This window comes from Ottowia sp., from assembly GCF_046348305.1.
Classification (GTDB): Bacteria; Pseudomonadota; Gammaproteobacteria; order Burkholderiales; family Burkholderiaceae_C; genus Ottowia.
The window spans coordinates 578,678-595,606 of record NZ_JAXMEM010000003.1 but is presented as its reverse complement, the minus strand read 5'-3'; the positions used below and the strand labels follow the sequence as shown (position 1 = coordinate 595,606).

Here is a 16,929-nt window from a genome sequence, read left to right as displayed (position 1 = left end):
TGCGCTTGATATACAAGGGTCAACGGACTTTTTCGCTCTTTTGAATAGCCAGAAAATAGGCTTTGGCAATACCCAGGCGGATGGCATCGGCCTCTTGCTGGACGCCGCTGTCGGGCTTGCTTTCCTTGTGGATCAGCGGCCCCAGCTCGTCCCAGTTGGGGCGCACGCCCTGGCTGGCCAGCAGGCGCAGCAGGCGCGGCAGTAGTTGGGTGAAGGCGTCGCCGCGCGCCGTGAGCAGTCGGGTCACGCGCGATTCGGCCACCTGGGCGCGTGCCAGTTGCGCGCCCAGGCGGGCGCTGCGGTCATGCCCGGCCAGGGCCATGCCGTGGGCCACCAAGGCCCAGCGCTGCCAGGTGGCGGGGAGCCAGTTCTCTGGCTCCAGGCGGGTGTCCACCAGCGCGCGCGAGAGCGCCGCAATGGCCTGCGGGCGCAACGGCTGGTCGGGATCCAGGCGCGCCAACGCCGCGCGCTCGCCGGTGCTGGCGCGTGCTATAGCAGCGGCCAAGGCACCGTAGGGGCTGCGCGTTGCCACGGCATCGGTGGAGGCTTCACTGTCTGAAGCAACGGCATCGGTTTCAAGCATGGGCTTCTCCTTCGGTCGAGAGGGTGCGGGCGCTACGTTGTTGGGCGTAATGCGCCACCAGTTCGGGGAAAAGAGGTTTCTTACCGCCACGCAGCCCACTGTCAAAGCGCGACAGGGCGGCGGCCTGGGCCTTGTAGCGCTGCATGGCGCTGCGCGGGCCGGCGTCAAAAGCCGCTTCAAGCACCGCCTGCGCGCGCTCGGCCAGGCCGAGCAGCCAGTGCAGATAGACAGCCTCCTGCTGTTCGCCGTCGGCCTCGATATGCGCCGTCAGGTCGTCAAAAAAGCGAGCGTCTTCCCGTTGCTCGAAGGGCTGGGCGAAGCGGCTGGCGCGGTTGCTGACGGCGTCGTTGCCGCTGTCGTTCTCGCCATTGGCAAACAGCAGGGCCAGCGCCGTCCAGAGCAGCTTGCGCATGGCAGCGATGGCGTCGATGCGCCGCCTGGCCATGCGAGCCAGCAGAGGGCGTTGATCGCCCACGAGGTAGCGGCGCAGCTTGGGTGAGAGGGGCACGCGGCGTTCGTGGTAGCCCTCGGTCTTGCCCTGCCCGCGCACGGTGGCCTGGGCGATGGCTTGCAAAGCCGTGCCCTGGGGCCAGCCATCGAGCCGCCAGGCTGCGCCCTGGGTGTAGCTCTCGCCCGCCAGCAGCTCGCTCATCAGCTTGTAGTCAAAGCCGTTGCGGGAAACGGTCAGCGCTTTGCTCTTGGCGGTTTCCACTGGCGTCCAGACATCGCCCGTGACACCGTTGCTGTCTTTGGCAGCGATGCGCGCGACCTTGCTGCCGGTGACATGGGCCTGGATGCGCCCGCCTGGCGCCGCCAGGCGCACGCGGCGACAAATTTCAATGTATAGGGGATCGAGCGCTGCCAGAGCCAGCGAGTCTGCCCCCGACCAGGGCAGCAGCCACAGCAGAGCATGGCCGCCCTCTTGGGCCACGCCAAACTTCTCTGCGATGTGTCCGCGCTCTGCCAGCGCGCTGGTGACGTCTGCCCGCCAGCGCGCGCCCCAGGCGCCCACCGGGGCCACACCGACGCCGGGCCGGCTGGCAAAACCGCCGTTCATGCGCGAGATGCCGTAGTTGCCCGCCCCCAGAAATCCCTCCTGTGTTTGCAGGCTGAGCAAGGCAAACAGCCAGTCGTCGGCCTCGGCCCCATGGGCACGGGCAGCCTTGAGGTCATGGTTTTTGGAGGTAACCAGCATGTCCAGCGCATCCGGCGCGTGGAGCAAATTGGTCCAGGCGGCAATGTTTTCGCCCGGCACCGGCGCCTGCAACAGCGCCGGCCTGTCCGGCGGCGCCACCAGACACCAGGGGGCGCCATCGGCATCGTCGGGCGTGAGATCCCGTAGCGCCACGCGCCAGTCGGCCGCTTCTGTCCAGGGCTGATCCTGCCCCGCATGGCGCAAGGCGATGGCGGCCAGCTGCACCAGAAAGGCGTGCCAGGGATGACGTTGGTGCGGGCGCAGCCGGGGAAAGTCGCGCACGCCATTGGCGGCCAGTGCGACCAGCAGTTCGGGCAGGCTGCCGCGCTGCACGGCGGCGTGCGTGTCACGCCAGCAAATCAATGGCTCGTCCAAGAGATTCAAACTCAGTTCAATCCCAACACCTGAAGACGGCATAGGCACCTCCTCTCCTCATGTAATTTTTGCAACTTAACACGGATTTTTGTTTCATCCAGGCTTCTGCTATCTTGTACCAGCCCATCGGCAATCGTCGCCCGGCGGTGACAATGCGGGTATGGCTGCCGAAGATGAAAGGATGACCATGCGCCCCTCTGTTGCACTCCAGCTCAAGCACACCTTGGTGCGGGAGGCGACAGGTCGCTACCGCGCTACAAATCCGCGCGTCTTCGGGTCGGTGCTGCAGGGCAATGATCGCGATGGCAGCGACCTCGATTTGCTGGTGGATGCGCTGCCTGGCGCCACGCTGTTCGATCTGGGGGGCTTGCAGGACGAACTGCAGACCCTGCTCGGCGTACCCGTCGATGTGTTGACCCCGGCAGATTTGCCGACCAAGTTTCGCGCCCAGGTGCTGGCGCAGGCGCAGCCGGTATGAACGAAAACCGGCTCCCGGACTATCTGGATCACATGCAGCAGGCGGCCTTGGACGCCTGCGCATTTATCGATGGAATGGGGCCGGACGACTTCCGCGCGGACAAGCGCACCCAACAGGCCGTGGTCATGAGCCTCGTCATCCTGGGCGAAGCCGCCACCAAGGTGATGGAGGGCTACCCCGGCTTTGTACAGGCCCACCCACAGGTGCCGTGGCGCCACATGCGCGGCATGCGCAATCGCATTGCCCATGGATACTTCGACATCAACCTGGACCTGGTGTGGGACACCGTGCAGACGGCCTTGCCAGAGCTGCTGTCACTGTGGCCTGCCGTGCGCAAGCTGGCGGACAAGCCCGATCAGCCTTGAGCCTTGGCGACGGCCGCCAAGCCAAACCGGTCGTAGCGGTAACACCGGCCACCCAAGGCAAACGTGAATCCGGCTTGCGGCGCCAGCTCCTCGATGTGGTCTGGCTGCGCGTCGTCCGGCAAGTCGTGCGGGAGCATGTGGTGGCGCAGCGCCAGCTGTTGCACGGCCAGGCCGAAAGGGCCGGTGGGTGCGGGGCCGAACACCACCAAGCGGTCGGCTGCGCCCAGGCGGCTGCCGATGACCACATCGTTTGGGAAGAACTGCTCGCCAAATTCGCGCTCAACGTCCAGGGTGTGCAGGCTGGCCGTGGTCTTGCTGGCCGCCAAACTGCCCTCGTAGTCCTGGCCAAACTTGACCCAATCCGCCCCCATATCCTGCGCAATGGCATCCAGCGCCTCACCGTGCGTGGCCTGCTCCACCAGGGCGCGGTTGTCGGCCGGAATGCTGCGTGTGGCGGCAGCATCCACCAGGCGGCGCGTGGCTTCGAGCACGCGCAGGTCGGGATAGACGCCGCCCATGGGCTGGCCCTTGATGCGTATCGGCCCCAGGCCGTGGCTTTGGCGCTGCAACAAGGGGCGCAGGTCGTGCTGTTCGGGCGTGAGCACCCAGGCGCGCGCCTGCGCGCAGCCCGCCGGACGTGTGTCGCGCGCATGGCGGTGCAGGCGGCCCAGGCGCTGCAAGAGCACGTCCATAGGGCACAGGTCGGTGATGAGCAGGTCGGCGTCGATGTCCAGGCTTTGCTCCAGCGTTTGCGTGCCCACCAGCACCAGACCGGTGGCGCGCTGCGGGCGCTCCTTGCCCATTTGCGCCTGCACCTGGGCGTCGAGCAGCGGCCGGTCCTGGCGGCTGAAGCGGCTGTGGTGCAGGGTGCTGACGCCCTTCACGCAAAACAGACAATCCAGGTCGCGCGCCTGGGCCAGCGCTTCGACGGCCTGCAGCGTGGCGATGGCTGCGGGCACGGTGTTGCGCACCACCAGCACACGCGCACCCTGGGCGGCGGCATCCACAGCCAGGCGGGCAATGCGCTCGGGGTCGGCGATGGCGTCTAGCGTCTGCCAGTGCACGGTTTTCTGGCGCGGGTTGCCTTCCACGGGCAGGAGCTGCGGGCCGCTGGCGCTGCGGTGGCTGATGGCGGGATAGGGCAGCACCTGGGCCTGGGCCAATGGCGGCGTGGCACTGGGGCCGCGCTGGCCTATCGCCAAATAGCGGCTGCGCGCCACCGCGCCCAGCGTGGCCGATAACAACAGCGCCTGGCCGCCACAGGCCACATGAGCGCGCAGCAGCTGCTCCGTCAGGCGCGTCATATAGGCGTCGGAGGCGTGCACCTCGTCGATCACCAGCAGGCTGCGCGCCAGCAGTGCATGGCGCAGGTGGGCGTGCTTGATTTGCAGCGCGCCCAGCAGGGCCTGGTCTATGCTGCCCACAGCAATGGGTGCGGCCAGATAGCGCTTGGGCGATTCGGCGGCCCAGCGACGTTCAGCCTCTTTGTCTTGAGGTTCATCGTGCCACAGCACTTGAAAGCCGGGTAGCGGCTTATAGCCCTGACCATCGGCGGCCGCATAGCCCGGCAGGGCGCGCACAACGACGGGGGGTTGCCCCTTCCATGCGCGCTGCACAAAGGCGTACACCCGCTCGTAAAGTTGGGTGGCCGCCACGCGCGTGGGCAGGGCGAAGTACAGCGCATCGACCGCACCCGCGCGCCACAGATGCAGAAAGCGCCACAGCGCGGCCTCGGTCTTGCCGCTGCCGGTTTCGGCCTCCAGCACCACCACGGGCCCCCAATCGTCCTGGGCCATGGCGGCCTGCATGGGGCGTGCGGAGGGCAGGCCAAACACTTGGCCAAAGTCTGCCGAGGTGGCGGCGGGGCGGTTGGGCGCATCTTCGGCTATCAACCCAATAGCTGTTAGCGCTTTTTCAGCAAGCGCTGGGGCCGTTTTTGATCTGATTTCTCCAGGCCGGGAATAGGCGAAGAAACCGGGGCGAGTGTCCGAGCCCAGCCAGTCGGCCAGCTGCACCAGGCCGGCAAATAGATGGCCGAAAGCCGGCGCGCTGGGAAGATCGGGGGCGTCCGCCGCAAAAGCCTCGGGGTACTGCGCTTGGATGGCCTGGCCCATTGCCGTCAGCGCCTGCGCGGGGTCGTAGCCGGGAACGGCCCGCCAGAACACCGCGCTGCCATCACCCTGCACCGGCCGGCCATGGTGGCTGATGCTGGCGTGCAGCAGGGGGATGAAGGCCTCACCCCAATCGCACATCGCCGCCAGCGGCAGCCCGGCGGCCACCTGCTGCGCCCAGTGCTGGCCAGACAGACAGACGTCGATCAAATCCCAGCCTTCGGGGCCGTGGCCACGGTGGCCAGGCCAGCCGGACGGGCGCTGCGTGGGATCACTCCAATATTTGCCTTGAAAACCCGCATTGGCCTTGCCGAGGTCGTGCAGATAGGCCAGCACCGTCAAGCGTGCGCGATCGACATCGTCCAAAGCCCGACCCGCCGCGCGCTGCAACGCGCGGGCGATGGCGGGGATGAGCAGCAGCCGGCGCAGGACGGCAGCCACGTCCGTCATGTGGTTGGGCAGACTGTACGTAGCGGTCTGATCCAACGATCGCTGGAGCTTTCCCCATGGGAAGACGCAAGTCGCGGTATCGATTGACGTCATGGAGCCTGGTTCACGCTCCAGTGGATCCGAGCAACCCACTTCCATCATTCACCTTGCAAAAAATCGCTCGCTCAAGGCGATTCAGTACGTGGCTGCACCCAAACCACACGGAGATCCAAATGTGCTGATTTCCGTGTGCCACCGGCAACGCTCAACCGCGCCCTCCTCACCCCTTTCGCAGCAGCGCCTTGAGCGCGTTTTGCAGGCGGCGCGCCTGCGCCTCGTCGTGGGCGCTGGCCAGCACGGCGGCGGTGTCCTGTGCCCAGGTTTCGGCCGGTGCCGGGTCGTTGCGGCGCGTCAGCAGCTGCAGTTGCAGCGCCCGGCGCGCGGCCAGCTGATCGGCGGGCGTCGGGACCTCGGCGGCCATTTCCAGGCGCAGCAGGGCTTCGCCCGCCTTGCCGGCGTCGCCCGCAGCGCTGCCGATGGCTTGCGTCCAGGCGCTGCGCACCGCCGGGCTGACGGCGCGGCCCAGCTCTTGCACGCTGGGCACTTGCTCGGGCTGGCGCTGCTGCCAGGCGCCCAGCAGCTGCGTCAGCGCCTCGCCATGGGCTTGCGCGGCCAGCTTGCGCAGTTGGGCCTGGGCGTTGTCCACCGCGTCGCGCTGCGCGCGGAAGGCGGCGTCGCCCAGGCGCGGGCCGCGGTCTTCACGCGGCGGGCGATCGCCAAAGCGGCCCGCGTCACGCCGGTCACCAAAACGATCGCCACGGCCGGGGCCGCCACGGGCACCGTCACGCCCGCCGGGGCGATCACCCGGGCGGCCGGGGCCACGGCCGGCAGGGGCCTCTGCCCTTTTGGCACCGGGCCGGTCGTCGCCGCGCATGGCGATCAGCGGCTTGGCGGGCTTGGGCGCGGGCGCGGCCGGCGCCGGGGCCTCGCCGGCTTCGGCGTCGGCTGCGGCGGGCGCGTCGGTTGCTGCGTTTTCAGGAGCTGCTTGCGCAGGATCGGCGGCCGCTGGAGCCGGTTTTTGTTCAGACGGCACCGCCACCTGGCCGCGCGTGGCAGCCTCCAGCTGCGCCATGGCGGCGCGGATGCGCTGGGCGTCGCCGCTGGCGTTGGCCGCTTCGAGCGCCTTGGCGGCGTCGAGCACGGCGCGGTCGTGCGCGCTCATGGCCGCCTGCTGCTGCTCGCGCTCGGCGCTCTTGCGATTGAAGGCCTCGTCGATGGGCTTGCGGAAGGCGTCCCACAGCTTTTGCTCGTGGCGGCGCTCCAGCGGCACGGTCTGCGCCTCGGCCTGCCAGCGCTGCTGCAGGGCGCGCACGGCGTCGATGCGCAGCTGCGGCGCCGCGCCGAGCTGCTCGGCCTCGGCAATCAGCGCCTGGCGGCGTGCGGTGCTGGCCTTTTGCTCGGCCTCCAGCGGCGCGGCCGCCTGGTGGATGGCGGCCTTCCACTGGGCTTGCAAATCGGTGTACGCCTTCTCCGACAAGTGGCCAGCGTTGCGCCAGCGTTCGGAGAATTGATGGATCTGCCGGCCCATGGCCTTCCAGTCGGCGCTGGCCTGCGCCTGCTGCGCCGCGCCCCAGGCCTTGACTTCTTCGATCAGGGCCGCGCGCTGGGCCTTGTGCTCGGCCGATTCGGCACGCACCTGGCTCAGCCAGGCATCGACGAACTCGTGCGCGGCATTGCAGGCGCGGTCAAAGCGCTTCCACAGCGCGTGGTTGGGCGGGCCGCCCTGGTCGGCGGTCTTCCACTCCTCGCGCAGCTTGCGGATGGCGTCTTGCAGCTTGCGCCCGCCCATGGCGGGCACCAGCTCGTCGGCCGGTGCGGACGGCACCGGTGCGGGCGCGTTGGTGGCGGTGGCGTCTGCGGCCGGCGCGTCAGCGGGGGCGTGCGCTGCGGCGGACTCAAGGGCGTTGGGCTCGGCCGGCGCGGCGGTCGCGGCAATGGCGGCGGTGTCACTGTCGGCAGCGGCGGTATCGGTTGCGGCCGCGGTGGCCGCAGCGCCTTGCGTGGGGGCCGCGTCAGCGACCGGAGCGGGCGCCTCGGCGTCCGGCGCCGGCGCTGGCACTGCCTCGTCGGAAGCGGCCGTCGGCGTGCCCCGGGGCTTGCGCCGCACCAGCAGCGCCTCGGCACGGGCGACCAGCTGCTCGCGCGCCTTGTCCGCACTCCAGCGCTGCCAGCCACCCAGCTCGCCGGCGGAGACCAGAGCGGCATGCACACGCGCGTCCAGCGCCTCGTCGATCAGGCGCCCGTGGGTCTTGAGCGACTGGCGCAGCGCCTGGGTGGCGCTGTTCATGTTCTTGCTGTGGCCGGCGGCCACGGCCTGCTCGAGCAGCATCACGCCGGCTTCGACGGCCTTGTTGGCGGCGGCGCGTTGCTCGGGGTCGATGCGCGGCTTGGCGGGCGCCGGGGCGGCGGCTTCGCCGGCCGGCTTTTCGCCGCGCGCGGCGCGCAGCTCGTCGGCCCACACCGGCACGGGCGGCAGCGGCGCGGCCGCATCTTGCGCGGCGGCGACCGCTTGCGCCAGGGCCGGCACGAAGGCACTCCACACGGCCTCCAGCTGGGTCTGCGCCGCCTCCAGTTGCGGCGGGTAGCGCAGATCGACGCTGGGCCATTGGCCGTCGGCGTGCAACGCGGCGGCCTGCGCGCGCCAATGGGTGATGTCGGCGTCCAGCGCGGCCTGCTGCGCCTGCGCATCCGCCCAAGGCTTGGTGGACAAGATCTCGATGCGCTGGGCCAGCAGGGCCGCGGCTTCGCGCTGCACCATCACGCGCTGCTGCAAGTCCTCGACCGCCTTGATGCGCTCGACCAGTTGCGTGCGCAGGCCGGCCAGCGGCTCGCGCGACAGCGGCGCGCCGGCCTTGGCGGCGTCGCGCTGCCAGGCCAGGGCGTCGGCGATGTTCAGGCGCGCGGCGTCCAGCAAGGTCTGCGCCTTGGCCTGCCATTCGGCGGCCACGGCGTCCTGGCCCTTGGCGCGGCGCAGCTCGTCGATTTTTTCGCGCAGGGCCTTGGCGGCGCCCTTGTCCTTGGACGAGAGCTCCTTGAACACCTCCTGCATGTGCTCGGGCGTGGGCTCGGTGGCCAGCCAGTCGCGCACGCGCTGGGCGCGCTCGCCCGAGGTGGCGGCGGAGAACACGCCGCCCGTCAGCGCATCGAGCGGGTGGGTCTCGGCCGGCTTGGGCGCGGGCGCTTCGACGGCGGGTTGCGGATCTTTCGGGTCGCGGGAGAAGGGGAACATGACAAGCCAGGATGAACAGAAAACGGCGCGCCCACGGCGCGCCCGCACAGCCCCGTATTGTCGCCGCAACGCAGCGGCGATCCGCATCACCCGTTTTGTGTCACTTGGTACCCAGGCTCAGCTCGGCATGGGGCACCCAGGCCGCCCCTGCGGCGCTGGCCGCGCTGGCCGGGGCGGCGCCGGCGTCGGCGGCTTGCGCATCGGTTTGCGTTGCACCCAGGAACAGCCGGTTGGCGGCAATGCCCTTGCCCGCCAGATAGTCCTTGACGGTCACGCCGCGCTGCACGGCCAGCTGGCGCATGGCGCTCTCGCCGACATCGATGTGGGCCATCAGCAGCGCCTCCATCTCGGGCACGCCGATGTCGCGCAGCATGCCGATGGCGTTGCGCGGCTTGTCGGGGATGTCGGCGCGGCGATACAGGCGCCTCAGCAACGCGGGGTAGTCGGGCGAGTTGGCGATCGAGGCGGCGGCAGCGGCCTCGGAGGCGCTGGCCGCCGGCGCCGACGCGGCGGCGGACGCGGACGCGGCCGGCGCGCCCGCCCCTGCTGTCGACCCGACTGCCTGCGCGGCGCTGCGCTGCTCGGCCGCCACCAGGGCGTACAGGCGCTGGCGCTGCGCGCCCTCGCGCTCGCTGTCCAGGTGCGCGCTGCCGGCCACCGTGAGCTTCAGGCCCGGGCGGTCGGCCAGCGCCTTGGCCACCTTGTCCAGTTGCGTGCGCGCCTTGGCGTTCAGCGCCGCGCTGCCGGGCGCAAAGACGACCTGCGACAGGTCCTGCCCTGCGTCGCCGCCGAAAGCGCGCGCCAGCAGCGTGAACGGCGCCGTGATGGCCTTGCCGATCAGGTTGATGATGGCCTTGAAGATGACGGGGCCGAGGGAAAACTGCGGATCGTTGAGCGAGCCGCTGATGGGCAGGTCCAAGTCGATCACGCCGTCGCTGTCGGCCAGCAGCGCGGTGGCCAGCTGCACCGGCAGGCTGGCCGGCGCACCGGGCACCGCGTCGCCGAACTCGAGCTGGTTGAGCACCAGCTTGTTGGTGGCCGTGAGCTGGCCGTCGGGCAATATCTTGTAGGCCACGTCCATGCTGAGCTTGCCGCGCTCGATGCCGTGGCCGGCGTACTTGACCGAGTACGGCGACAGCGGCGGCAGGTCCAGATCGCTCACCTTGGCCTGGATGTCCAGCGCCAGCGGCGTGGCCAGCGGGTTGAGCTGGCCGCGCACGTCCAGCGCGGCCGAGCCCTCGGCACGGCCGGTGAGCACCAGGTCGGCCATTTGCGGCGCGCCCGCCTGCGTCACCGAGCTGAAGGCGCCCAGGCTGCCGTTCAGATCGGTCAGGTCCGCCGAGTAGTTGGGGCGAATGAAGTGGTCGGCAAAGTCGATGCGGCCGTTGACCAACCTGGTGGGGCCAAAGCGGATGACGGGCGCCAGCGGGTCGGGCGCTGCGGCGGCAGGCGCGGCGCCGCCGGCCGAGGCGCTGGCCGCTCCTGAAACAGGAGCAGACGCCGCAGTGCCGGGCCCGGTCGCGGCGGCATCGGACTTGACGATGTCCTGCAGGTTGAAGCGCCCGCTCGGGTCGATCACCAGGCGGGCATAAAAGTCCGACAACTGGGTGCCGCCGATGGCCACCTGCGGCGCCTGGCCGGGCTCCAGCCGGGCGTCCAGCGCATCCAGCCGCAGCTGCTTCCAGCTGAGCAGCTCGCTGCCCAGGCCGGTGGCAGAGCGCGCGGCGGTGGGCGCCAGCGCGGCCTGGGATTTCACTTCGGCCCGCGTCGCATTGGCCGGTGCCGAAGCGCCCGCCGCAGGCACCGGCGCGTCGCCACTGACCGCCGTGCCGGGGCGGCTGAAGGTGCGCAATTCCTCGACCCGCGCGTCGCCCTCCACCCGCAGGCGCGGGCCGTGGGCGGTTTGCGTGAAGGCCACGCGGCCCTTGAAGCCGGCGTCGGCACGCAGCAGGTCCACGTTGAGCAAGTCGCCAAAGTAGGGCTCGAAGGCCTGCACGGGCAGGCGCGTGGCCTCCAGCGTGCCTTGCGCGGACAGCGGCTCCAGCCCCACCTGGCCGCGCCAGGCCAGCCGCCCGGGCTCGCCGCCCGAGCGCCGGCCGGTGCCCACCCCGGTCTTGAGCTCGATCTCCATGGGCTGCTTGCCGTCCAGCGTGAGCTTGCGCGCCGCGATCTGCAAGTCGCTCAGCTCGGCGCGCGCCACGCGGCGCATGCCTTCGTCGCGCCAGCCCACGGTGCCGCCGGTGAGCGCCAGCTCGTCCAGTCGCACGGACCAGGGCGTGTCGGCGGCACCGGTGGGCTTGCCGCCGGCTTGCGCACCCGGCTCGGCCGCGCCCTGGGGCGTGCGCAGCCAGCGCTCGGCCATCCAGTGCTGCTGGGCGTCGCGCTCCACGTCCACGCGCGGGCCCTGCACCTGCAGGCGCGCAACGGTCACGGCGTGGCTCTTGCCATCAACCTGCGCGTCGGTCAGCTCCACGCGCTCGATGCTGGCCAGCTCGTCCGGCGCGCGCGGGTCGTCCGCGCGGCGCACCCGGGTGACGGTCGCCGCCTTGCGCGGCGCACGGGCCGCGCGCGCCGGGCGGGATTCACGCGGGCCGCTGGACGACGCCTCCGCGGGCAACTCGCGCGCTTCATCGCGCTTGGTCGCCACCATCGGCTCGCCGCGGAGCAGCAGCTGCTCCAGCACCACCTGCCTGGCCCTTACGCTCCAGTCGGGCGCGGCGCCCCGGCCCTGGGGCGCGGCCCAGCTCAGGCTGGCCTCGGCCTGCACGCGGCCGGTCAGCCTGGGCACCAGGTAAGCCGCCAGATACGGCTGGGCCAGCGCCAGCGGCACCTGGGCGGCGCGCAGCGTCAGCTCGGCCTGCCGGTCGGTGGCCTGGCCGTCGAAGGCCAGGGTGGCCGGGCCGGCGGGCGTGGCCGGCGCCGCCGCCTCGGCCTTGGCCTGGGGCTTGCGCGAATCCCTGGCTTGGCCCTTGGCGCCGCCGCGCGCCGGCGGCGCGGCGGATGCAGCCGGCGCGGTCCGAGCCGGGGTCGGCACATCAGCGCCGGCCAGCGCGAGCGTGCCGTCGAAGGCAAAGGGCTTTTGCAGGGGCCAGGCGATGGACTTGGCGTTCAGCGCCAGCCGGCTCACGCGCAGGTCGGCGGCCGGAGCATCGTCGCTGGCCGTGCTTTCGTCGCGCCAGTTCACCGCGCCGCCGCGCACCGCCACCTGGTCGATGGTCAGGGCCAGCGCCGGCTCGCCGGCCGGCTCCTGGGCCGTGGCGGCGCCCGATGGGGTGCTGGCAGGTGCCTTGGCGGTATCGGCGGCTTTCTGCCGTGGGCGCTCGGGCGCCGAAGCCGCTGCCTGCGGCGGCACCAGGTTCAGCCCGCCGTCGCGGTCGCGGCGCAGGTCCACGCGCGGGCCGTCGAGCTGCACCAGGCCCAGATGCACCTGCCGCTCCAGCGGTCGCGCTTCGTCCACCTGGATCTTGAGCGCGTCGAAGGCCAGCGCGTCGTCGCCGTGCGCGTCCAGCGCCTTCAGATCGCTCACGCCCAGCGTGCCGTCCACGCGCAGCGAGGGGTGCGGGGTCTGCTCGAACGCCAGCTTGAGGTCGGCGTCGACCGTGGCCCCCTGCAGCCGAATCGGCAAGCCGGCCGGCAGGTAGCCCAGGTAGGGCTTCAGATCAAGCTTGGACAGCCGCATCGTGGCGCTGGTGCGCTGCGACTCGTCAAAGGGCAGCGCCTGCGCCTGCGAGTCGAACGCGCTGCCGTTGAGCGCAAAGGCCAGGCGCGGCTGCACCGTGATCTGGCGCGCCGCCGGCAGGTTGCTGATGAAGGGCACGGCCAGTTGCAGCCCGCGCACCTGCTGCACGCGCTCGACGGTGCGGTCGTCGAAGTCGATGCGCCCGTCCTTCAGCGCGATGTTGTAGAGCGCAAAACGCGGCGGCTCGCCGGGCTTGGCCGGCTGGGGCTGGGCGGCAAAGCGCGCCAGGATGTCGTCGACGTCGTAGTGGCCCTCACCCAGGTGGGTCAGGCGCAGTGCGGGTTCGTCCACCTGCAGCGCGTCCAGCACGGGCGCCAGCTTCCAGATCGATTGCAGCGCGGCATTGGCGTAGATGCGCTTGATGCTGAGCAGGTCGGGCGCGCCGGGCAGCCCGCCGACGGACAGATCGTCCACCGTCAGCTCCAGCGACCAGGGCTTGAAGTCCACCCGCCCGATGTGCACCGGCCGCCCGAGCTGCTCGCTGCCGATCTTCTCGCCCTGCCACTTGATGAGCGGCGGCACGCCCAGCCAGCTGGCCACACCCAGGGCCAGCACCACGGCGGCGGCGATCAGGGCGCGGCGCAGCCAGCGGCGACCACGGCCGGGCGGGGGCCGCCGGGGGGGCGCGGCAGCGGGAACTGGCAGGGTATCGGAAGGTTGGGCTGGCATCACGGGGCCCGATTGTCCGCGCAAGCCGTGCGCCATCGGCCGCGCGGGTGCTTCGGCGCAAGAAACAACCGTAACAACTGCATGCAATCGTACGAAATCGGGCGCGATCACCGGCCAAGTGCGCCCAAACCGCACGCCATGCAGACCCCACCAACAAGAAAGCCCGGCGGTTGCCCGCCGGGCTTTCAGGCAGCGTGACAAAAGCGTCATGGTCTGCCTGGATCCGCATCGGAAAGCTGGCTGTTTCCGGCTGCGGGGAAGGCAATAGATTGCCTTCTTCAGGGGTGGCCGAGGGCTGCCATGCCGCGGTATCGCTACCGCGAACCGGCTCTTCACCGACCGGAGCGTCCGAAAGCATCGGACAACGCCACTGTAGGGGTTGGCCCGCGCCCGCGCCAGTCGCGAATTTCAATGCCGAGCGTGGCTGAAATTGCCCCCCTCAATCGCGCGCGGGGTTCGGCGCAGCAGGGCTTGCCGGCGCGGCGCCGGCTGCTTTCAAGTCCTGAGCACGCGCGATCGGAATATGTATCAATATATTTTAATTAGTATGTGGACTCGAATTTTCAGGGTTGACTGAATATGAAGGTCTTTCCTAGAATGCCCACTTCCCCGCCAACCAAGGGGATTCCCTGATCCGCTGCCGATCCCGGCAAGCCAGGGTTGCAATCCGATCGAAGCAGTTTTGGAGCTTCCGCGCCTGTCGTCATGGGCGCCTTGCAACCCGGCCCATCAACTGACATCGGGGCGACCACCGTTTCATCGCCGCAGTGCCCGCGCGTCGTCCGACTGGCCGACACGCCGCACCGGCCGCGACGACGGACCGCCCTGACAAGGAGTGTTATGACAGCGTCCGGACAGCTCGCCGCCGTGGGAAGCGGCCTGAGGACCTTCGCCGGTGACGTGGCTGAAGGATTTTTTGAAATCACCCACAACGGCCTGGCGCTGCTGGGCGTGCTCACCGTGCTGACGGTGGTGCTGCTGGGCACCCGTGCCGACCTGCGCCAGCAGGGCGAAGACTGGCTGGCCGACCGCCTGCTGGCGCGCAAGGTGGCGGCCATGGGCATCACGCCCGAGCCGGGCGCCATCGAGCGCGCCACCGCGGCCGACCCCAGGGAGCTGCCGCGCGAGCAGGCCAGCGTGACCCAGTGGATCGCCCGCAAGTACCGCGTGGCACCCGAGCCGGTGGCCGCGCTGGTGGCCGAGGCCTACGACGTGAGCCGCAGCACCAAGCTGGAGCCCACGCTGATCCTGGCCATCATGGCGGTGGAGTCCAGCTTCAACCCCTTTGCGCAGAGCACGGTGGGCGCGCAGGGCCTGATGCAGGTGATGACCAGCGTGCACACCGACAAGTACCAGCACTTCGGTGGCAACTACGCCGCCTTCGACCCCCGCACCAACCTGCGCGTGGGCGTGAAGGTGCTGCAGGAATGCGTTGCGCGCGCCGGCTCGCTGGTCGGCGGGCTGAAGTACTACGTGGGTGCCGCCAACCTGCCCACCGACGGCGGCTACGCCGACAAGGTGATGGCCGAGTACGCGCGCCTGTACCAGGTGGCCAAGGGCCACGCCCTGCCCCCCGCACAGCGCACCGCACCCGCGGGCGCCACCGACCTGCGCGCCAGCACGGGCGGCGCCCCGGCGCCCACCGTGGTCGCCAAGCTGGCGTCCTGAGCGCGGGCGCACCCGCGCGGCGCGCCCGGCGCCCGATGCGCGGCGGCGTCAGCTAAACTTGCCGGCGTGTGCAACTGGCGATAGGCCCGGGTCGCAAACCCGGGCCGACGTGGACTGCGGCCCTTGGGCCGATCACCACGGGGAAGCACACCGCCCCCGTGTCTGGCACGCGTGGCGCATTCAGCCGTTCGCCTGGGCAGCCCCTGCCCGCCAGGGGATTCCGTCCAAAAGGATTGCCATGTACCACCGCAGCACCACCATTGCCCAGCAGGACCCCGCCGTCTGGGCCGCCATCCTGGCCGAGCACCAGCGCCAGGAAGACCACATCGAGCTGATCGCCAGCGAAAACTACGCCTCGCCCGCCGTCCTGCAGGCGGCCGGCACGCAGCTGACCAACAAATACGCCGAGGGCTACCCCGGCCGGCGCTACTACGGCGGTTGCGAGCACGTGGACGTGGTCGAGCAGCTGGCCATCGACCGCGTCAAGCAACTGTTTGGCGCCGAGGCCGCCAACGTGCAGCCGCACTGCGGCGCCAGCGCCAACGAGGCCGTCTTGCTGGCCTTCTGCAAGCCCGGCGACACCATCATGGGCATGAGCCTGGCCGAAGGCGGGCACCTGACGCACGGCATGGCGCTCAACATGTCGGGCAAGTGGTTCAACGTGGTCAGCTACGGGCTGAACGCGCGGGAGCAAATCGACTACGACGCCATGGAGCGCACCGCGCACGAGAAAAAGCCCCGCCTCATCATCGCCGGTGCCAGCGCCTACAGCCTGGAGATCGACTGGGCGCGCTTTGCCAAGGTGGCCAAGGACGTGGGCGCCATCCTGATGGTGGACATGGCGCACTACGCCGGCCTGATCGCCGGTGGCTGCTACCCCAACCCGGTGCCGCACGCCGACGTGGTGACCAGCACCACGCACAAGAGCCTGCGCGGCCCGCGCGCCGGTTTCATCCTGATGAAGGCCGAGCACGAGAAGGCCATCAACAGCGCCGTCTTTCCCGGCCTGCAGGGCGGCCCGCTGATGCACATCATTGCCGCCAAGGCGCTGGCCTTCCAGGAGGCGCTGCAGCCCGAGTTCAAGCAGTACGCCGCCCAGGTGCGCAAGAACGCCCAGGTGGTGGCCGAGACACTGACCCAGCGCGGCCTGCGCATCGTCAGCGGCGGCACGCAAAGCCACGTGATGCTGGTCGACCTGCGCGCCAAGGGCATCACCGGCAAGGCCGCCGAAGCCGTGCTGGGCCAGGCGCACATGACGATCAACAAGAACGCCATCCCCAACGACCCGGAAAAGCCCATGGTCACCAGCGGCGTGCGCATCGGCACCCCGGCCATGACCACGCGCGGCTTCAAGGAAGACGAGGCACGCCTGACCGCCAACCTGGTGGCCGATGTGCTGGACAAGCCCCAGGATGAAGCCAACCTGGCGGCCGTGCGCGCCAAGGTGGCCGCGCTGACCAAGGCCTTCCCGGTCTACGGCTGAGCGCGCACCCGGGCTCTGGGTTACTCTGTTTATGATAGCTGCCTGCGCTTGATGGACAAGCGCCAGAGCCCGATTTGACTTAAAAATGCGCTGCCCCTTCTGCACCCACAGCGAAACCCTGGTGGTGGACAGCCGGGTGTCGGACGAGGGCGACTTCATCCGCCGCCGGCGCCAATGCGCGCACTGCGGCAAGCGCTTTACCACCTACGAGCGGCCCGACGTCAGCTATCCGGCCATCGTCAAGAAGGACGGCCGGCGCGTGCCCTACGCGCGGCCCAAGCTGCAGGCCTCGCTGCAACTGGCGCTGCGCAAGCGCCCCGTCAGCACCGAGCAGCAGGACGCGGCCATCGAGCGCATCGAAGAAAAGCTCTTGGCCACCGGCGCGCGCGAAGTGGCCTCCAGCCGCCTGGGCGAGCTGGTGATGCGCGAGCTGAAGAAGCTCGACAAGGTGGCCTACGTGCGCTTTGCCAGCGTGTACCGCAGCTTCGAGGACATCGACGAATTCCGCGCACTCGTGGACGAAGTCAAACGTTGACCGCGCCCAC

The 16,929-nt window shown here is 70.1% G+C and carries 10 protein-coding genes and 1 riboswitch; of the genes, 5 read left to right on the top strand and 5 right to left on the bottom strand.

All coding sequences use genetic code 11. The features are described from left to right. Positions 1–19: 19 nt before the first annotated feature. Positions 20–583 (bottom strand): type I-E CRISPR-associated protein Cse2/CasB, encoded by a 564-nt coding sequence (locus tag U1F38_RS02900; protein ID WP_409985541.1) that lies wholly within the window; start codon positions 581–583, stop codon positions 20–22. Beyond that, positions 576–2,153 carry a type I-E CRISPR-associated protein Cse1/CasA gene (locus U1F38_RS02895; protein ID WP_409985540.1) on the bottom strand — a complete coding sequence of 526 codons (1,578 nt, stop codon included), beginning with the start codon at positions 2,151–2,153 and terminating at the stop codon, positions 576–578. The genes U1F38_RS02900 and U1F38_RS02895 overlap by 8 nt, the downstream gene beginning before the upstream one ends. Before the next feature lie 187 nt (positions 2,154–2,340). On the opposite strand from U1F38_RS02895, the gene U1F38_RS02890 reads away from it, so the two are divergent. Further along, positions 2,341–2,631 (top strand): nucleotidyltransferase family protein, encoded by a 291-nt coding sequence (locus U1F38_RS02890; protein ID WP_409985792.1) that lies wholly within the window; start codon positions 2,341–2,343, stop codon positions 2,629–2,631. Further along, complete coding sequence (locus U1F38_RS02885) at positions 2,628–2,996, top strand: DUF86 domain-containing protein (RefSeq protein WP_409985539.1); 369 nt, start codon at positions 2,628–2,630, stop codon at positions 2,994–2,996. The genes U1F38_RS02890 and U1F38_RS02885 overlap by 4 nt, the downstream gene beginning before the upstream one ends. Here U1F38_RS02885 and cas3 read toward each other — a convergent pair. From cas3 to U1F38_RS02870, 3 genes are all read right to left on the bottom strand, one after another. Then, complete coding sequence (gene cas3 / locus U1F38_RS02880) at positions 2,987–5,650, bottom strand: CRISPR-associated helicase Cas3' (protein WP_409985538.1); 2,664 nt, start codon at positions 5,648–5,650, stop codon at positions 2,987–2,989. The genes U1F38_RS02885 and cas3 overlap by 10 nt on opposite strands. A 166-nt stretch (positions 5,651–5,816) precedes the next feature. Continuing rightward, the gene (locus tag U1F38_RS02875) at positions 5,817–8,825 is read right to left on the bottom strand and encodes a DUF349 domain-containing protein (protein ID WP_409985537.1); all 3,009 of its coding nucleotides are present in this window, start codon (positions 8,823–8,825) and stop codon (positions 5,817–5,819) included. Between the two features lie 100 nt (positions 8,826–8,925). Further along, the gene (locus tag U1F38_RS02870) at positions 8,926–13,233 is read right to left on the bottom strand and encodes a DUF748 domain-containing protein (RefSeq protein WP_409985791.1); all 4,308 of its coding nucleotides are present in this window, start codon (positions 13,231–13,233) and stop codon (positions 8,926–8,928) included. Between the two features lie 840 nt (positions 13,234–14,073). Between U1F38_RS02870 and U1F38_RS02865 the strand changes: the two genes are divergently transcribed. The 3 genes from U1F38_RS02865 (at position 14,074) to nrdR (ending at position 16,919) form a co-directional block, all read left to right on the top strand. Beyond that, a complete protein-coding gene (locus tag U1F38_RS02865) occupies positions 14,074–14,901 on the top strand; it encodes a transglycosylase SLT domain-containing protein (RefSeq protein WP_409985536.1) in 828 nt (275 codons plus the stop codon). A gap of 60 nt (positions 14,902–14,961) precedes the next feature. Beyond that, positions 14,962–15,106: riboswitch (ZMP/ZTP riboswitch) on the top strand. A gap of 33 nt (positions 15,107–15,139) precedes the next feature. Beyond that, positions 15,140–16,384, top strand: coding sequence for a serine hydroxymethyltransferase (glyA, locus tag U1F38_RS02860; RefSeq protein WP_409985535.1), 1,245 nt, complete (start codon positions 15,140–15,142; stop codon positions 16,382–16,384). A gap of 85 nt (positions 16,385–16,469) precedes the next feature. After that, the gene (gene nrdR, locus U1F38_RS02855) at positions 16,470–16,919 is read left to right on the top strand and encodes a transcriptional regulator NrdR (RefSeq protein ID WP_409985534.1); all 450 of its coding nucleotides are present in this window, start codon (positions 16,470–16,472) and stop codon (positions 16,917–16,919) included. Positions 16,920–16,929: the final 10 nt, after the last annotated feature.

Bases quoted from the DNA above. Each gene is read 5' to 3' on its own strand.
- U1F38_RS02870 (WP_409985791.1), bottom strand. From the start codon at position 13,233: ATGCCAGCCCAACCTTCCGATACCCTGCCAGTTCCCGCTGCCGCGCCC.
- U1F38_RS02885 (WP_409985539.1), top strand. From the start codon at position 2,628: ATGAACGAAAACCGGCTCCCGGACTATCTGGATCACATGCAGCAGGCG.
- U1F38_RS02900 (WP_409985541.1), bottom strand. From the start codon at position 583: ATGCTTGAAACCGATGCCGTTGCTTCAGACAGTGAAGCCTCCACCGAT.
- cas3 (WP_409985538.1), bottom strand. From the start codon at position 5,650: ATGACGTCAATCGATACCGCGACTTGCGTCTTCCCATGGGGAAAGCTC.
- U1F38_RS02890 (WP_409985792.1), top strand. From the start codon at position 2,341: ATGCGCCCCTCTGTTGCACTCCAGCTCAAGCACACCTTGGTGCGGGAG.
- nrdR (WP_409985534.1), top strand. From the start codon at position 16,470: ATGCGCTGCCCCTTCTGCACCCACAGCGAAACCCTGGTGGTGGACAGC.
- U1F38_RS02875 (WP_409985537.1), bottom strand. From the start codon at position 8,825: ATGTTCCCCTTCTCCCGCGACCCGAAAGATCCGCAACCCGCCGTCGAA.
- U1F38_RS02865 (WP_409985536.1), top strand. From the start codon at position 14,074: ATGACAGCGTCCGGACAGCTCGCCGCCGTGGGAAGCGGCCTGAGGACC.
- glyA (WP_409985535.1), top strand. From the start codon at position 15,140: ATGTACCACCGCAGCACCACCATTGCCCAGCAGGACCCCGCCGTCTGG.